13 protein-coding genes, 1 tRNA gene and 1 riboswitch are annotated in these 14,251 nt (G+C 70.0%); of the genes, 6 read left to right on the top strand and 8 right to left on the bottom strand.

Annotation, left to right across the window (positions count from 1 at the left end; translation table 11 throughout):
• Window positions 1-341: 341 nt before the first annotated feature.
• The 3 genes from C8N38_RS06190 to C8N38_RS06180 all read right to left on the bottom strand — a co-directional run bounded on the left by C8N38_RS06190 (window position 342) and on the right by C8N38_RS06180 (window position 3,113).
• A complete protein-coding gene (locus tag C8N38_RS06190; RefSeq protein ID WP_108024948.1) occupies window positions 342-1,223 on the bottom strand; it encodes a hypothetical protein in 882 nt (293 codons plus the stop codon).
• A gap of 325 nt (window positions 1,224-1,548) precedes the next feature.
• Window positions 1,549-1,635: transfer RNA gene (locus tag C8N38_RS06185), tRNA-Leu, on the bottom strand.
• 134 nt (window positions 1,636-1,769) lie between these two features.
• Window positions 1,770-3,113 carry a peptidoglycan-binding domain-containing protein gene (locus tag C8N38_RS06180; protein WP_108024947.1) on the bottom strand — a complete coding sequence of 448 codons (1,344 nt, stop codon included), beginning with the start codon at window positions 3,111-3,113 and terminating at the stop codon, window positions 1,770-1,772.
• 114 nt (window positions 3,114-3,227) lie between these two features.
• On the opposite strand from C8N38_RS06180, the gene lipB reads away from it, so the two are divergent.
• Window positions 3,228-3,908 (top strand): lipoyl(octanoyl) transferase LipB, encoded by a 681-nt coding sequence (gene lipB, locus C8N38_RS06175; protein WP_108024945.1) that lies wholly within the window; start codon window positions 3,228-3,230, stop codon window positions 3,906-3,908.
• Between the two features lie 70 nt (window positions 3,909-3,978).
• On the opposite strand, the gene C8N38_RS06170 is transcribed toward lipB, so the two are convergent.
• Window positions 3,979-4,311, bottom strand: a complete 333-nt coding sequence (locus C8N38_RS06170) for a hypothetical protein (RefSeq protein WP_108024943.1) — start codon at window positions 4,309-4,311, stop codon at window positions 3,979-3,981.
• A 203-nt stretch (window positions 4,312-4,514) separates the two neighbouring features.
• Window positions 4,515-4,973 (bottom strand): GatB/YqeY domain-containing protein, encoded by a 459-nt coding sequence (locus tag C8N38_RS06165; protein ID WP_108024942.1) that lies wholly within the window; start codon window positions 4,971-4,973, stop codon window positions 4,515-4,517.
• Window positions 4,974-5,155: 182 nt separating this feature from the next.
• Here C8N38_RS06165 and carA point away from each other — a divergent pair, with 182 nt between their 5' ends.
• Window positions 5,156-6,313, top strand: a complete 1,158-nt coding sequence (gene carA, locus C8N38_RS06160) for a glutamine-hydrolyzing carbamoyl-phosphate synthase small subunit (protein ID WP_108024940.1) — start codon at window positions 5,156-5,158, stop codon at window positions 6,311-6,313.
• A gap of 73 nt (window positions 6,314-6,386) precedes the next feature.
• Here the strand turns inward: carA and arsC are convergent, their stop codons facing one another.
• Genes arsC through C8N38_RS06145 form a run of 3 tightly spaced genes read right to left on the bottom strand, consistent with a single transcriptional unit; the run spans window position 6,387 to window position 8,130 of the window.
• Window positions 6,387-6,740: an arsenate reductase (glutaredoxin) gene (gene arsC / locus C8N38_RS06155; protein WP_108024939.1), complete on the bottom strand. Its 354-nt coding sequence runs from the start codon at window positions 6,738-6,740 to the stop codon at window positions 6,387-6,389.
• A complete protein-coding gene (locus C8N38_RS06150; RefSeq protein WP_108024937.1) occupies window positions 6,737-7,795 on the bottom strand; it encodes a quinone-dependent dihydroorotate dehydrogenase in 1,059 nt (352 codons plus the stop codon). The genes arsC and C8N38_RS06150 overlap by 4 nt, the downstream gene beginning before the upstream one ends.
• Window positions 7,792-8,130, bottom strand: a complete 339-nt coding sequence (locus C8N38_RS06145) for a DUF952 domain-containing protein (protein WP_108025108.1) — start codon at window positions 8,128-8,130, stop codon at window positions 7,792-7,794. The genes C8N38_RS06150 and C8N38_RS06145 overlap by 4 nt, the downstream gene beginning before the upstream one ends.
• Before the next feature lie 109 nt (window positions 8,131-8,239).
• Between C8N38_RS06145 and C8N38_RS06140 the strand changes: the two genes are divergently transcribed.
• The 4 genes from C8N38_RS06140 (at window position 8,240) to cobW (ending at window position 14,251) form a co-directional block, all read left to right on the top strand.
• A complete protein-coding gene (locus tag C8N38_RS06140; RefSeq protein WP_108024935.1) occupies window positions 8,240-9,814 on the top strand; it encodes a bifunctional metallophosphatase/5'-nucleotidase in 1,575 nt (524 codons plus the stop codon).
• A gap of 125 nt (window positions 9,815-9,939) precedes the next feature.
• A complete protein-coding gene (gene tcuA / locus C8N38_RS06135) occupies window positions 9,940-12,453 on the top strand; it encodes an FAD-dependent tricarballylate dehydrogenase TcuA (RefSeq protein WP_108024933.1) in 2,514 nt (837 codons plus the stop codon).
• Window positions 12,454-12,474: 21 nt separating this feature from the next.
• Window positions 12,475-12,697, top strand: a riboswitch (cobalamin riboswitch).
• A gap of 136 nt (window positions 12,698-12,833) precedes the next feature.
• Window positions 12,834-13,217, top strand: a complete 384-nt coding sequence (locus tag C8N38_RS06130; protein WP_108025106.1) for a DUF1636 family protein — start codon at window positions 12,834-12,836, stop codon at window positions 13,215-13,217.
• Window positions 13,214-14,251 (top strand): cobalamin biosynthesis protein CobW, encoded by a 1,038-nt coding sequence (gene cobW / locus C8N38_RS06125; protein ID WP_108024931.1) that lies wholly within the window; start codon window positions 13,214-13,216, stop codon window positions 14,249-14,251. Before C8N38_RS06130 ends, cobW begins: the two co-directional genes overlap by 4 nt.

Raw genomic sequence — 14,251 nt, 5'->3', positions numbered from 1 at the left:
TGAACCCGTAAGTGCAACGCAGAACTTGAAGGCTGCGTGAAACGATCCGGCCCGTCCCCATCCCGACCGCGTCCGCAGGCCCCCCGGCCAAGGCCGACGGACCCCTTTCTCTTAGCCGAGCCCCGCGAGCCCACCATCCCCGCCCTGACGCCCGGCCGCGGGGGCGCTGACATCTGCCGCATCTTTGGGCAGATGTGGCCGTCGCTGCCCGGCGGCCGGGCAGCCGATGCGCCGCTGAGAGGTCGCACCTCGGCGACGGCCGCCCCGCGCGCGGGCCTTTCCCCGCAAAGGCTGCGATCTGGCAAGGCAGGTCGGAACGGCGGGCAGAAACCCGGGCGCCCCTATTCTTTGAACAATAGCGTCACGCCGTCGGGATCGACCCGGAAGGTCAGACTGCACGCCCCCGAGGCCCCGACGCGTCCGCAGGCACTGCCATGCACATCGACGCGCAGCACCCCCGGGCTTGGCACCTCGAACCCGTACATCGTATCGCCGTAGATCGGACGATAGCCCCCGCCCGCAACCCCCAGGTAGATCTGCTGCGAACAGCCGCCCGAGCCGCAATACATCGAGCTCGCGCTCGAACACCGGACCGCTCCGAAATCGACGGCAAGATCCATGGGCGCGACGCCGTCGATATCGACCGGCCGGGCCATCGGCGGCTCTAGCGTGACGGTGCCGCCGATGTCGGCGCAATCGCGCTGCACCTGCGCCAGCGCGGCCCCGGCGGGGTCCGCCACGGGCGCAGGCAGCGGCATCGGGCAGACCGACAGCGCATGGTCGATGGCCCGGGACGACCCCCGCAACGAGCCCTGAAGCGTCAGTCCCGCAGCGCCCCCCTCGAATTCCAGCGCGAAGCGGCTGCCCCGGCGCAGCGGTTCCGCGATGGCCTCGATGCCCTGCCGGGTCTCGCCAGCGAAGAAGAGATCGTCATGGCCCTCCTGTCGCTGGAACGCGGCAAAGGAGATGACGCGCCCATCGACAGTCAGCATCGCATCGGTCAGCCCGGACCGCGTGAGCGTGCGGGAGACGACATAAAGATCGATCGGCTGCCCGGCGCGGCATCCGAAAAGGATGCAGGAGCTTTCGCCCCAGGGGTGATCCTCGCAGACCACGGCACCGTCGAACTCGCCGCCGGTGCCGGTCAGCGGCATCCACATCTGGGCCTCGACCGAGGCCGCGTGCAGCAGGCCTGCCGCCAGAAGGATCAGAAACCGCCTCATGCCGCCCGACGTCCTTGCGCCGCCAAAGCCTAGGGGGCGGGGTGCGGCGGATCAAGTGCGCGGGCGCGCCCGGGAATCATGCCGACGGACCGTCCTCGCGGCCGCGTGGCGCGGATCTCGGTCCGGACGACACCGGGCGAGGTCCGAGCCGAGCGGAACCACCGGATCGGCCCGGTCGGGATCGGCATATTGCCCGGGGACCGTGACGCGCCAAAGCGTGAAGCCCCTGCGGTCAGGCTGCGCCGATGCCCGGCTGCGCATCGGGGGACTGGCGGGGGGGATTACTGTCAAACGCAGGTCCAAGCCTTTGATCTTGCCTGGACTATGGTGCGGTCGAGAAGACTCGAACTTCCACGGGAGTTACCCCACAGCGACCTCAACGCTGCGCGTCTACCAATTCCGCCACGACCGCACGTGTCTGGTAGTGCCGGGGTTCATAGCGAGTCGGTTCGGGGATGTGAAGGGGGATTCTTGCCTTTTTCGCCCCATCGGGTGCGGCGCAACGGCCGGGTCCCGCAGACGTGCGACACCCGGCCTCGCGGACAGCTAGTCCGCGACCGAAAACGCCGGCAGCGCAGGCATGGCCGCCCGCCCCGGGACAGCGGGGGCGGGCGCCGCAAACGCAGTCCCTTCGCCGCGCCCGCCGATCCGGTAGGCGGCCTTGCGGATCAGTTCCGACCGTTCGGGCTGGCCGGGGGCAAAGACCGGCGCGGCGCCCCGCGCCACGGCATCGAGCCCCGCATCGTACCAGTCGAGCGCCAGATCGGCCCGGGTCGCGGTGCCGAATCCCTGGCTCAGATGGTGGCCCAGAAGTTCGCTATAAACGTCCTCGCCCAGCACATTCAGCAAAAGCGCCGACCCCAGAGCCACATCCATATTGTCGGTGCGATAGCCGACCGACAGGCAGATCCGCGCGGTGCCCGCCAGCTGTTCGGGCGACATGCCCGAGCCCTGCACGAAGCCCCCGAGATCGGACATCACCTCGGCACGCGGCCGGAAGGACAGCGCCGAGACATAGGGCTTGAGCAACGGCCCGAGGCGGTCGCATTGTGCGGCGATCTGATCCTGCGACAGGGTCGAGACCCGGCCCGCCATGTCCTCGCCCGAAGCGATGGCATAGGTGCGCGCGAGGCAGAACTGTTCGTTCAGCGCGACCGAGGGGTCGGTCATCGCCGCCGAGGTGACGAAACCGCCATTGGTGCTGGTCAGCAGGCTGACCTTGTTGCAATGCGAGGCCAGCGACTTGCCGGTGCCCGAGCTCAGGAAATTGGGCAGCCCCGTGCCGCCCGCGCCCGGATCGCGCGCGGCATTCATCACCGGGATGGTCGCGGGGACCGGGGCTGGCGCGGGCGCGGCGGGCGCGATGACGACGGTGGTGTTCGGCACCGGCTGCGCCACAGGCGGCGGCGCAATGCCGGCGGCCTGCTTCTGATAGGTGCGCAGCAGCCCGCGCGGCCCCATCGGGTCGCCGGCGATCATCTGTGCGGTGGCCGGGCCGCCCGCGATGGCGCGGCGATAGGAAGCGGTCAGGAAATCACGCTCATAGGGCTGGAGCCGTCCCGTGACCGGGTACCCCATGGTCGCCTGATACTCGGAAATGGCCGTGCGCGACCGGCTGCCCAGAACGCCGTCGACGGCGCCGACCGGGAAGCCGAAATAGTTCAGCGAGGTCTGGACCTCGCGGTTCTGCGCCACCGTGGCCGGGTCGGCATAGGTCCGGTGCTGGCCGGTACGATGCTGGCGCCCCTTGCTGGCCTCGTTGAGGATGGCACCGCCGATGATCCCGGCGATCAGTCCGCCGACGACATCGCCGCCATCGGCGGCGGCCCGGGTGGCGGGGGTGAGGGCGAGGCTGGCCGCGAGGCAGGCCATTGCAACTTTCGTCTTCATGCCGACATGTCTCTCCTGCAATGCCGTGAAGGCGCCCGCCCCACCCGGAAGGCACCAGACTGCCCGCACTGTCCGGGCGCACCGCGATACCTGTCAAGCAAGGAAGGCCTTAAGATGGAGCCGGAATGGATTGAATTCGAACAGCTTTCTCCGTATCTGGAAACTGTTGCCGCGATGGAAACGCGCGCCGATGCCATCGCTGCCGGCCGCGCGGGCGAGGCGATCTGGCTGATCGAACATCCTCCGCTTTACACTGCGGGCACCTCGGCCCGGCCCGCCGATCTGACAGATCCCGGCCGGTTTCCGGTCTTCGAGACGCGCCGGGGCGGGCAATACACCTATCACGGGCCGGGCCAGCGGGTGGTCTATGCGATGCTCGACGTGGGCCAGCGCGGCCATGACGTCCGCCGCTTTGTCTGGCAGCTCGAGGAGTGGGTGATCGCGACCCTGGCCGAGTTCAACGTCCGGGGCGAACGGCGCCCGGGCCGGGTCGGGGTCTGGGTGGTGCGGCCCGAATTGCCCCCCGGCCCCGACGGCGCCCCGCGCGAGGACAAGATCGCGGCCATCGGCGTGAGGCTGCGCCGCTGGGTCAGCTTTCACGGGCTGGCGATCAATGTCGATCCCGATCTCGGCCATTTCGACGGCATCGTGCCCTGCGGCATCCGCGACCATGGCGTCACCAGTCTGGTCGATCTGGGGCTTCCGGTGACGATTGGCGATGTCGACGTGGCGCTGAAGCGCAGCTTCGCCCGGGTCTTCGGCCCGCTGCCCGCGCGCCGGACGGCGACGGGATAGCCGCCTCTTCGCAAGCGGACGGACCCCGGATCCGAGGCCCCTCCGCAGCATATCCTGTTTCGGCGACCGGTCAGTGCCGCGTCGAGCGGGTCGAGATGTCTTTCAGCGAGGCCGCGCCTTCGATCAGCAGCGGGTGGCGCTCGGTCTGCTGAGCGTCCTCCCGGGCACCGTGCAGTTCCTTTTCGTATTCCTCGGCCTTCAGGCGGAAGAACCGCTGCGACAGATCCTCATACATCTCGCGCGCCAGCAAAAGCCCCATCACCAGCGCGGACAGGATGAACAGCGGGTGCTGATAGATGAAGAGGAAGACGATCAGATGCACCGTGATCAGCAAGAGCGCCCCGACGCGCAGCAGCAGAGCAGGCCAGTCTTCCGGTCTGACTTTCTTCAGGTAAGTGAACATGAGCTGGTCCCCGCCTCCGTGTAAGCGTTCACGTTATCCCCCCTCGGGTCCGGGAGGAAGTGCCCGCAGATGCTTCCTATCCGCCGATCCGTTACCAAATCGCTTTCCAGATGGCCCCGCAGACGCGTGACACAAGACTTACAGGACAGGCTCCGCCGAAAAAACGGGCACAGGTTGCCGCAGGGCCGCCCACGTCACCGCGTTCAGGCCAGGCGCTGCCGCACCGCGGGGCCCACGGCCGCGAAATCCATCCGCCCGGCATACTCGGCTTTCAGCAGCGCCATGACCCGGCCCATGTCGCGGATCGAATTGGCCTGGGTCTCGACGATGGCGGCGCCGATCGCCGCATCGACCTCGTCCTCGGTCAGCTGGCGGGGAAGGAAGTCCTCGATCACCCCGATCTCGTCGCGTTCGCGTTCCGCGAGGTCGAGCCGCCCGCCCTCTTCATAGGCGCGCGCGCTTTCCTGACGCTGCTTGACCATCCGCGCGAGGATCGCCAGCACCTCGGCCTCGCCGACGCCGTCCTCGCCACCTTCGGTCCGTGCCGCGATGTCGCGATCCTTGATCGCGGCATTGATCAGCCGCAGCGTTCCCAGCCGGTCGGCCTCCCTGTCCTTCATCGCCGCCTTGAGCGCCGCCGAAATGCGGGTGCGCAGGTCCATGGGGTGCCTCGTGTCTTTGCTTGGATCAAGTTGGGCAAGATAAGGGCAGGATCTTGCCATGACAACCCGGAGAGACCCGCGCCAAGTCCTTGAAATCGTGTGGTTCTACAATTTGCCGCTGGCTCTTGATTCTTCCTTGGCACCGACCTAGTGTCCGCGCGACCAGCGCCCAGGAGATCCCGATGCCCGCCGCCACGCCCCGCCCGACCGCCTGCCTGACCCTTGCAGATGGCACAGTTTTCTACGGCCAGGGCTTCGGCGCCGTGGGCGAAACAGTGGCCGAGTTGTGCTTCAACACGGCGATGACCGGCTATCAGGAGATCATGACCGATCCGTCCTATGCAGGTCAGGTTGTGACCTTCACCTTCCCCCATGTCGGCAATGTCGGCGTCAATGACGACGACGACGAGACGGCCGAGCCCGTCGCCGAGGGCATGGTGGTGAAATGGGACCCGACCGAGCCGTCGAACTGGCGCGCCGCCGAAGAGCTGAAGACCTGGCTGGCCCGGCGCGGCCGGATCGGCATCGGCGGGCTCGACACCCGGCGGCTGACCCGGGCGATCCGCCAGCAGGGCGCGCCGCATGTGGCCATCGCCCATGACCCCGAGGGCAGGTTCGACATCGAGAAGCTGGTCGCCAAGGCGCGCGGCTGGTCCGGACTTGTCGGGCTTGACCTCGCCAAGGACGTGACCTGCGCCCAGAGCTATCGCTGGGACGAGATGCGCTGGGCCTGGCCCGAGGGTCACGCCAAACGGACCGAGCCCGGCCACCGGGTCGTTGCCATCGACTATGGCGCCAAGCGCAACATCCTGCGCTGCCTGGCCTCGGCCGGCTGCGACGTGACCGTGCTGCCCGCGACCGCGACCGCCGAGGACGTGCTGGCGCTGGATCCCGAAGGCGTCTTCCTGTCGAACGGCCCGGGCGATCCGGCGGCGACCGGGGATTATGCGGTGCCGATGATCCGCAAGGTTCTGGAAAAGGACGTGCCGCTGTTCGGAATCTGCCTCGGCCACCAGATGCTGGCGTTGGCGCTGGGCGCCAAGACCGTCAAGATGAACCACGGCCATCACGGCGCGAACCACCCGGTCAAGGATCTGGAAACCGGCAAGGTCGAGATCACCTCAATGAACCACGGCTTCACCGTGGACAGCCAGACCCTGCCCGAGGGCGTCAAGGAAACCCATGTGTCGCTGTTCGACGGGTCGAATTGCGGCATCCGGATGACCGGCCGCCCGGTCTTCTCGGTGCAGTATCACCCCGAGGCGAGCCCGGGTCCGCAGGACAGCTATTACCTGTTCGAACGCTTCGCGGACGCCATGGCCGAGCGCCAGCAGGCCTGACCGGACTGGGGGCTTCACGGGGGGCTTCCGCCCCCGTCCCCAGTTCGGCCCCCGTCACCGCCCGCCTCCGGGCTCAGTTTTCCAGCAGATCCAGCACCCGCTCGGGCGGACGGCCCAGCACGGCGCGGCCATCGGCCATCGCAATCGGCCGCTCGATCAGCCTGGGATGGGCGGCCATGGCGGCGATCAGCACCTCGTCGGGCGCGTCCTTCGTCAGGTCGAGATCCGAAAACACATCCTCGCCCGTGCGCATCATGTCGATGGCGGGTCCGCCCAGCATGTCAAGCGTCTCGCGCAGTTCCTTTTCGGTCGGCGGCACGTCCAGATAGCGCCGAACGGTCGGCTCGGCCCCCTTCTCTTCCAGAAGCCGCAGCGCCTCGCGCGATTTCGAACAGCGCGGGTTGTGCCAGATCACGATGCCGGTCATTCCCAATCCTTTCGTCCGGTGCCCACGGCCTCGGCGACATGCGCAAAGCCGTCCCGCGCCAGCAGCAGGTCAAGCCCGTCGACGATGTCGCGCACGAGGCTCATGCCGCCATAGACAAGCGCGGTGTAAAGCTGCACCGCCGAGGCGCCCGCGCGGATCTTGGCATAGGCCTCTTCGGCCGAGCCCACGCCGCCCACCCCGATCAGGGGAAGACGGCCACAGGTGGCGGCCGACAGCCGCGCCAGCACCCGGGTCGACCGGGCGAAAAGCGGCGCGCCCGAAAGCCCCCCGGCCTGCCCCGCCTCCGGGCTTTTCAGCCCGGCCCGGGCCAGCGTCGTGTTGGTGGCGACGATGCCGGAGACCCCGGCCTCCAGCGCCACCTGAGCGATATCGTCGATCTCGGCGTCGGTCAGATCCGGCGCGATCTTGAGGAAAACCGGGATCGGGCGGGAAAGTTCCGCCCGCGCGGCCATCACGCCCGCCAGCAACGCCGTCAGCGCGGCATGCCCCTGCAGATCGCGCAGCTTTTCGGTATTGGGCGAGGACACGTTCACGGTCGCGAAATCCACATGCGCGCCGCACGCCGCCAAAACCGTCGCGAAATCGGCCGCACGGTCGGCGCTGTCCTTGTTGGCGCCGAGGTTCAGCCCCACCGGCACGCCCGCGGGGCGCGCCGCCAGCCGGGCACCGATCGCCTCCATGCCGTCATTGTTGAAGCCAAAGCGGTTGATCGCCGCCCGGTCCTCGATCAGCCGGAACAGCCGCGGCCGCGGATTGCCGGGCTGCGGGCGGGGCGTCGCCGCGCCGACCTCGAGAAAGCCGAAGCCCGCGCACATCAGCGGGCCCAGCGCCACCGCGTTCTTGTCATAGCCTGCCGCAAGACCGACCGGATTGGGCAGCGACAACCCGGCCAGATCCGTTGCAAGGCGCGGGCTGGTGAGCCGCCCCGGCAGCGGCACGAGCCCGCTTTGCAGCGCCGTCAGCGACAGCGCATGGGCGCGTTCGGGGTCCATCCGGTGAAACACCGCAAGACCCGCACGTTCGAGCGGCGTCATACCACCCCCTCGGGAAAGATATGGCCCGTGGCACCCAGCGGCAGCGACTTGTCCCAGACCAGATCGGCAAGCCGAAGCTCGCGGTAAAGATGCGGAAACAGCGCGCCCCCGCGCGAGGGCTCCCATTTCAGGTCCGCCCCCAGCCTGTCGGCCTCGACAGCGACCAGCACCAGATCGCTTTCCCCCGCAAAATGCTTCTCGGCGGTGCCGGTCACCTGCTCGGCGGTCGACAGGTGAATGAAGCCATCGGCCAGATCGACCGGCGCGCCAAGGCTGGCGCCCCGCTCGCGGAGCGCGTCCCATTCGGCGCGGCGGAAAATCTTGTAGATCAGCATGTGCCCGACATGCCCCCTGCCGCGCCCCGGGTCAAGCGCGGCGGGCTTTGACAGCCCCATCGAACCGCGCCACTCTGGCCCGCGTCAACCCAGATGGAGACCCTGACCGATGACCATGCGCATCCTCTCCTCGGCGGCGGTGCTGGCGCTGCTGTCCGGCGGCGCGGCACAGGCCGAGTTCGCGCTGACCCTGCTGCACACCAACGATGTGCATGCCCGGCTGGAGCCGATCTCGAAATACGATTCGGGCTGCCCCGAAGAGGACAACCAGGCCGGGGACTGCTTCGGGGGGTCGGCGCGGCTGGCCACTGCCATCGCCGCGGCCCGGGCCGAGGGCGGGCCGAGCCTGCTGCTCGATGCGGGCGATCAGTTCCAGGGCACGCTGTTCTACACCTATTACAAGGGCAAGGCCGCCTCCGAGATGGTCAACCGGCTGGGCTATGACGCCATGGCCGTCGGCAACCACGAATTCGACGACGGCCCCGAGGTGCTGGCCGAATTCGCCGCCCGGCTGACGATGCCGCTTCTGATGGCCAATGCCGATCTCTCGGCCGAACCGCAGCTGAAGGACAGGATCCGGAAATCGGTCGTGATCGAGGAAGCGGACGAACGGATCGGCGTGATCGGCCTCACCCCCCGCGACAACCCCGAACTGGCCAGCCCCGGCCCCAATATCGTCTTCACCGATCCCATCGACGCGGTCCAGGCCGAGGTCGACCGCCTGACCGCCGAGGGCATCGACAAGATCGTCCTGCTCAGCCATTCGGGCTATGAGGCCGACAAGCGGATCGCGGCAGGTACCAGCGGCGTCGATGTGATCGTCGGTGGCCACAGCCATACGCTTCTGTCGAATACCGACGAGACCGCCGCAGGCCCCTACCCGACCATGGTGGGCGACACCGCCATCGTGCAGGCCTATGGCTATGGCAAGTATCTCGGGCGGCTGAACGTGGTCTTCGACGATGCGGGCAAGCTGGTCTCGGCCGAGGGCGCGCCGATCCTTCTCGATGCCTCGGTCGCCGAGGACGAGGGCGTCAAGGCCCGGGTCGCCGAACTGGCGCAGCCGCTGGAAGAGATCCGCCAGAAGGTCGTGGCCGAAACCACCGCCCCCATCGACGGCGAACGCGGCTCCTGCCGCGCGGGCGAATGCCAGATGGGCAATCTGGTGGCCGAGGCGATGCTCGACCGGGTGCGCAGCCAGGGCATCCAGATCGCGCTTCAGAATGGCGGGGGCGTGCGCGCCTCGATCGATGAGGGTTCGGTGACCATGGGCGAAGTGCTGACGGTGCTGCCCTTCCAGAACACGCTGTCCACGTTCCACGTCCCCGGCGCGACGGTGCGCGCGGCACTGGAACACGGTCTGAGCCAGGTCGAGGAAGGCGCGGGCCGCTTCCCGCAGGTCGCGGGGCTGCGCTTCACCTGGGACCCCGAGGCCGAGCCCGGCCAGCGGCTGCGCACGGTCGAGGTGCAGGAAGGTGCCGAGTGGCTGCCGCTCGATCCCGAAAAGTCCTACGGGCTTGTGTCGAACAACTATGTCCGGAACGGCGGCGACGGCTATGCCATGTTCCTCGACGCGCGCGAGGTCTATGATTTCGGCCCCGATCTGGCCGATGTGACGGCCGACTATCTGGCCGCCCGGGCGCCCTATACGCCCCGTCTCGACGGGCGCATCGCCACCGAGTGACCTCGGCCCGGGCGGCGCGTCCAGTCACGATGCCCCGCCCGGCGGGCGCGGCCGATCTTCCGGCTTGATCTTGCGCCCCCGGGCGGGTTCAACGGGGTCCGACCCGGCCCCGCGAAGGTTCCCCGATGCCCGACCCCGACCCCGCCGCCCCGATCGCGGGCACCCGCCCGGCCCCGCTCGCGACCGGGGTGCTGGTCGCGGGCGCGGGCTTTGCGGGCCTCGTCGCGGCCATCGAGGCGCGTCTGCAAGGCGTGGCGGTGACGCTGATCGACCCGGCTCCGCCGACGCTTCTGGGCGGCAATACCCGCCATTGCCGCAACATCCGTCTGGCCCATGACCGCGAGACGCCGTGGCAGCGCGGCGGCTATCCGGCGGCCGAGTTCGCCACCGATCTGGCGCGGCTTTCCCCGACCGAAACCGGCCTCGGGGCCGTTCTGGCCGAGGGCTCGGCCGGGCTCGGCCCCTGGCTGGCCGCTCGGGGCGTCGCCTTCGAGCCCTGGGCCGAGGGCAACCTGCCCTTCTCGCGCCGCACCGCCTTCTTCCGGGGCGGCGGGCAGGCGCTGACCAACACGCTTGTCCGTTGCGCCGAAGGGCTGGGGGTAGAGATCCTTTGCGGCTGGCGGATCGACGCGCTTCCCCAAGGCTGGGCCGAGGATCGCCCGCTGGTCCTGACCGCCGAAACGCCCGACGGTCCCCGCGCCGTCGAGGCCGGGGCGCTGATCCTCGCCTCGGGCGGCTACGGCGCCAACCGGGCCGAACTGATCCGCCATCTCGGCCCCGGCGCGGACGCGTTCGCCAATCGCGGCACGCCGCATCAGGACGGCGCGCCGCTTCTGTGGCTGATGGCGCACGGTGCAAAGACGGCCGGGCGGCCCGGCGACGGGCATCTGGTCGCCGTCGATGCGCGCGCGCCACGGGACGACGCGGGCATCGTCAGCCGCGCCGACGGGATGCAGGTCGGCCTTGTCGTCGACGCGGACGGGCGGCGGTTCCGCGACGAGGGCGCCGAGACCGGATCGGCGCGCTATTCGGTCTGGGGCCGGGCGCTGGCAGAGCGCGCCGATCCGCGCGCCTGGCTGATCCTCGACGCCGAGGGCGCCCGGCGGCTGCCGCCGCTCCTCTACCCGCCGCTTGCCGCCGACAGCCCGACCGAACTCGCCCGGCTCTGCGGCATCGATGCCGAGGGGTTGACCCGGACGCTGCAGACAGCAACGGAAGACGCCCCGCTCGACCCGCCCCGAAGCCGCCCCGGCGGCCTGTCCCTCGCCCGGCCGCCCTTTGCGGCGATCCCGCTGGTGCCGGGGCTCGGCTTCACCCGCCACGGGGTCGCGGTCGACGCGACAGCACGGGTCCGGCTTGAGGGCGGCGGCACCGCGCACCGGGTCTTTGCCGCGGGCGCCGCGATGACCGGCGCGGTGCTGGGCGAGGGCTATCTCTCGGGCACCGGGCTGACCGTCGGCGGCGTCTTCGGCCGCATCGCCGGGGCAGGCGCGGCCGCGTTTGCAGGCGCCGGCATCGCGGCGCGCGCGCCACGGCCCATGCCCGAAGCGCCCGCAGCCGAAACCGACCCGGAGCCCTGGGCCGAGGCCGCCCGCGCGCTGAACATCTGCAATACCTGCGGCTTCTGCACCGGGCTTTGCGCGGTCTTTCCGGCGGCCCGGCGGCGCCCGGACCTCACGGCGGGCGATCTGCGCCATCTGGCCCATCTCTGCCATGACTGCCGGTCCTGCCATTACGACTGCCAATACGCGCCGCCCCATGCGCTGGCCGTCAACCTGCCCGCGGCGCTGGCCGCCGCGCGCGCCGCCGATCACGCAGCAGGGCTGCCCCCGCGCCTGCCCGACCTGATCTTCCTGATATGCCTGATCGGCCTGCCGCTGGCCGCCCTGATCCTGCTCCCGCCCGAAGTTCTTTTTTCCCCAAGAACCGGGCCCGGCGCCTTCTATGCGGTGATCCCACACGCGGCGATGGCGGGCGGCGCGGCACTGGCCTTCGCGGGGGCCGGTCTTGGCCTCGGGCTGCGGCTCTGGCGGTTCTGGCGCGCAACCGGCGGCCCGGTCGCCCGGCCCTCGCTCGCAAGCCTTGGCCGGGGCTGCCGCGATGCGCTGACGCTCGCCAATCTCGGGGCCGCGCGCGCCTGCGATGGGGCGCACGGCCCGGTGGGGCGGGCGCGGCGCTGGAGCCATCACCTGCTGGTCACAGGCACCGCGCTGACCGCGCTCGCAACCCTTGCCGGAGCCGTCCTACATCTGGGCGGCGCGCTTGCGCCCTATCCGCTGGCCAGCGCGCCCGTGCTGCTGGGCAGCCTTGGCGGCATCGCCATGCTGGGGGGGCTCGCCGGGCTCGAACGCTGGCACCGGACCGCCGACCGCCGACCTGCCGCGGCGCGCATGCAGGCCGCCAATCGCGGGCTTCGGGCGCAGCTTGCCATCGTCGCAGCCTCGGGCCTTGCGCTTCTGGCCTTGCGCGACGGCGCCGCCATGGGGCTGATGCTGGCACTGCATCTGGGCGCGGTGCTGGGGCTGGTGCTGGCGCTGCCCTTCGGCAAGCTCGGCCATGGCGGGTTTCGCGGCCTCGCGCTGATCCGCCATGCGGGCGAAGAGGCCGCCCGCCGCCCCGGCCCCGACCATCGCGCTTGACAAGACCCGCGCGAGGCGGGCATGACACGCGGCGCTGGTGCCCGCCTCAGGACGGGTGAAAAGGGAATGCGCCAGAGGCCGGAGTCGATGCATCGGGCCTTCAAGCGCAGCCGCCCCCGCGACCGTGACCGGAGAGGCCGCCCGCTGCCACTGGCCCGATGAGGCTGGGAAGGCAGGGCCGCCGCCAGAGGCCCCGCCTCTGACATCCGCAAGCCGGGAGACCTGCCAGCCCGAACGACGTGAACCGGACGGGGTGTTCCGGTGTCGGGTCCGGCTTCGGCTCTGCCCGCGCTTCGCCCTTGTCCCCCGACCAAGTGGGGCCCGACGATGAGTGTTTCCGTTTCCTTCTGCCGCTCCTTCATGCGCCGGGCCTGTCCGGCATGAGCGCGCCCGAGCCCGCCGCGGTCGAGCTGCTGGTCTGCACGACCTGCAAGCGCCGCCAGCCCGCCGATCCCGATACCCCCCGTCCGGGCAGCCTGCTTCACGAGGCCGTCCGCGCCCATGGCTTGCCCGACGGCGTGCGCCTTGTGCCCGTCGAATGCCTCTCGGCCTGTGCCTCGGGTTGCACCGTCGCGCTGCGGGGGCCGGGCCGCTGGACCTATGTCTATGGCAATTTCGACGAGACGACCGGCGCGCCCATCCTCGCCGAGGGCGCCCGTGCCTATCGCGACGCCGCCGACGGGCTCGTGCCCTGGCGCGAACGCCCCGAGCATTTCCGCAAGAACTGCATTGCCCGCATCCCGCCCATGGAGGCCCTGAAATGACCGATCTCGCCAAGCTTCCCGTCACCGTCGTCACCGGCTTTCTGGGCTCGGGCAAGACCACGCTGATCCGCCACCTGATGCAGAATGCGGGCGGCCGCCGGCTGGCCGTCCTGGTCAACGAATTCGGCGATGTCGGCGTCGATGGCGAGATCCTGAAGGGCTGCGCCCTGCCCGACTGCCCGGCCGAGAACGTGGTGGAACTGGCCAATGGCTGCATCTGCTGCACCGTCGCCGACGAGTTCATCCCGACGATGGAGGCGCTTTTGCAGCTTGACCCGCGCCCCGACCATATCCTGATCGAGACCTCGGGGCTGGCCCTGCCGAAACCTCTGCTGAAGGCGTTCGACTGGCCCGCGATCCGCTCGCGCATCACCGTCGACGGGGTGATCGCGGTGGCCGATGCCGAGGCCGTGGCCGCGGGCCGCTTCGCGCCGAATGTCGCCGCCGTCGATGCCCAGCGCGCCGCCGATGACAGCCTCGATCACGAAACCCCGCTGTCCGAGGTCTTCGAGGACCAGATCGCCTGCGCCGATATCGTGCTGCTGACCAAGCCCGATCTGGCCGGGCCCGAAGGCGTGGCCGCCGCCCGCGCCGTGATCGAGGCCGAGGCGCCGCGCCCGCTGCCCGTGGTCGAGGTGACCGAGGGCGCGGTCGATCCGCGCGTGATCCTGGGGCTCGGCGCGGCCGCCGAGGATGATCTGGACGCCCGGCCCAGCCATCACGACAGCGGCGCCGAGCATGACCATGACGAATTCGAAAGCGTGGTGGTCGATCTGCCCGAACAGGACGACCCCGAGGCGCTCTCGGCCCGGATCGAGGCGCTGGCGCGCACGCAGAACATCCTGCGGGTCAAGGGCCATGTCGCGGTCGCGGGCAAGCCGATGCGGCTTCTGGTGCAGGCAGTTGGCGCGCGGGTGCGCCATCAGTTCGACCGGCCCTGGGGGCCCGACGAGACCCGCGCCACCCGGCTTGTCGTGATCGCCGAGCATGACGATATCGACGAAGGCGCGATCCGCGCGGCCCTGAGCGCCTGA

Origin of the sequence: Rhodovulum kholense, assembly GCF_003053725.1 — a bacterium.
In the GTDB taxonomy this organism is placed as follows: domain Bacteria; phylum Pseudomonadota; class Alphaproteobacteria; order Rhodobacterales; family Rhodobacteraceae; genus Rhodovulum; species Rhodovulum kholense.
The sequence above is the reverse complement of the archived record's forward strand: the minus strand, read 5'-3'. Positions and strand labels throughout refer to the sequence as shown.

Bases quoted from the DNA above. Each gene is read 5' to 3' on its own strand.
- C8N38_RS06190 (WP_108024948.1), bottom strand. From the start codon at position 1,223: ATGAGGCGGTTTCTGATCCTTCTGGCGGCAGGCCTGCTGCACGCGGCC.
- C8N38_RS06180 (WP_108024947.1), bottom strand. From the start codon at position 3,113: ATGAAGACGAAAGTTGCAATGGCCTGCCTCGCGGCCAGCCTCGCCCTC.
- lipB (WP_108024945.1), top strand. From the start codon at position 3,228: ATGGAGCCGGAATGGATTGAATTCGAACAGCTTTCTCCGTATCTGGAA.
- C8N38_RS06170 (WP_108024943.1), bottom strand. From the start codon at position 4,311: ATGTTCACTTACCTGAAGAAAGTCAGACCGGAAGACTGGCCTGCTCTG.
- C8N38_RS06165 (WP_108024942.1), bottom strand. From the start codon at position 4,973: ATGGACCTGCGCACCCGCATTTCGGCGGCGCTCAAGGCGGCGATGAAG.
- carA (WP_108024940.1), top strand. From the start codon at position 5,156: ATGCCCGCCGCCACGCCCCGCCCGACCGCCTGCCTGACCCTTGCAGAT.
- arsC (WP_108024939.1), bottom strand. From the start codon at position 6,740: ATGACCGGCATCGTGATCTGGCACAACCCGCGCTGTTCGAAATCGCGC.
- C8N38_RS06150 (WP_108024937.1), bottom strand. From the start codon at position 7,795: ATGACGCCGCTCGAACGTGCGGGTCTTGCGGTGTTTCACCGGATGGAC.
- C8N38_RS06145 (WP_108025108.1), bottom strand. From the start codon at position 8,130: ATGCTGATCTACAAGATTTTCCGCCGCGCCGAATGGGACGCGCTCCGC.
- C8N38_RS06140 (WP_108024935.1), top strand. From the start codon at position 8,240: ATGACCATGCGCATCCTCTCCTCGGCGGCGGTGCTGGCGCTGCTGTCC.
- tcuA (WP_108024933.1), top strand. From the start codon at position 9,940: ATGCCCGACCCCGACCCCGCCGCCCCGATCGCGGGCACCCGCCCGGCC.
- C8N38_RS06130 (WP_108025106.1), top strand. From the start codon at position 12,834: ATGAGCGCGCCCGAGCCCGCCGCGGTCGAGCTGCTGGTCTGCACGACC.
- cobW (WP_108024931.1), top strand. From the start codon at position 13,214: ATGACCGATCTCGCCAAGCTTCCCGTCACCGTCGTCACCGGCTTTCTG.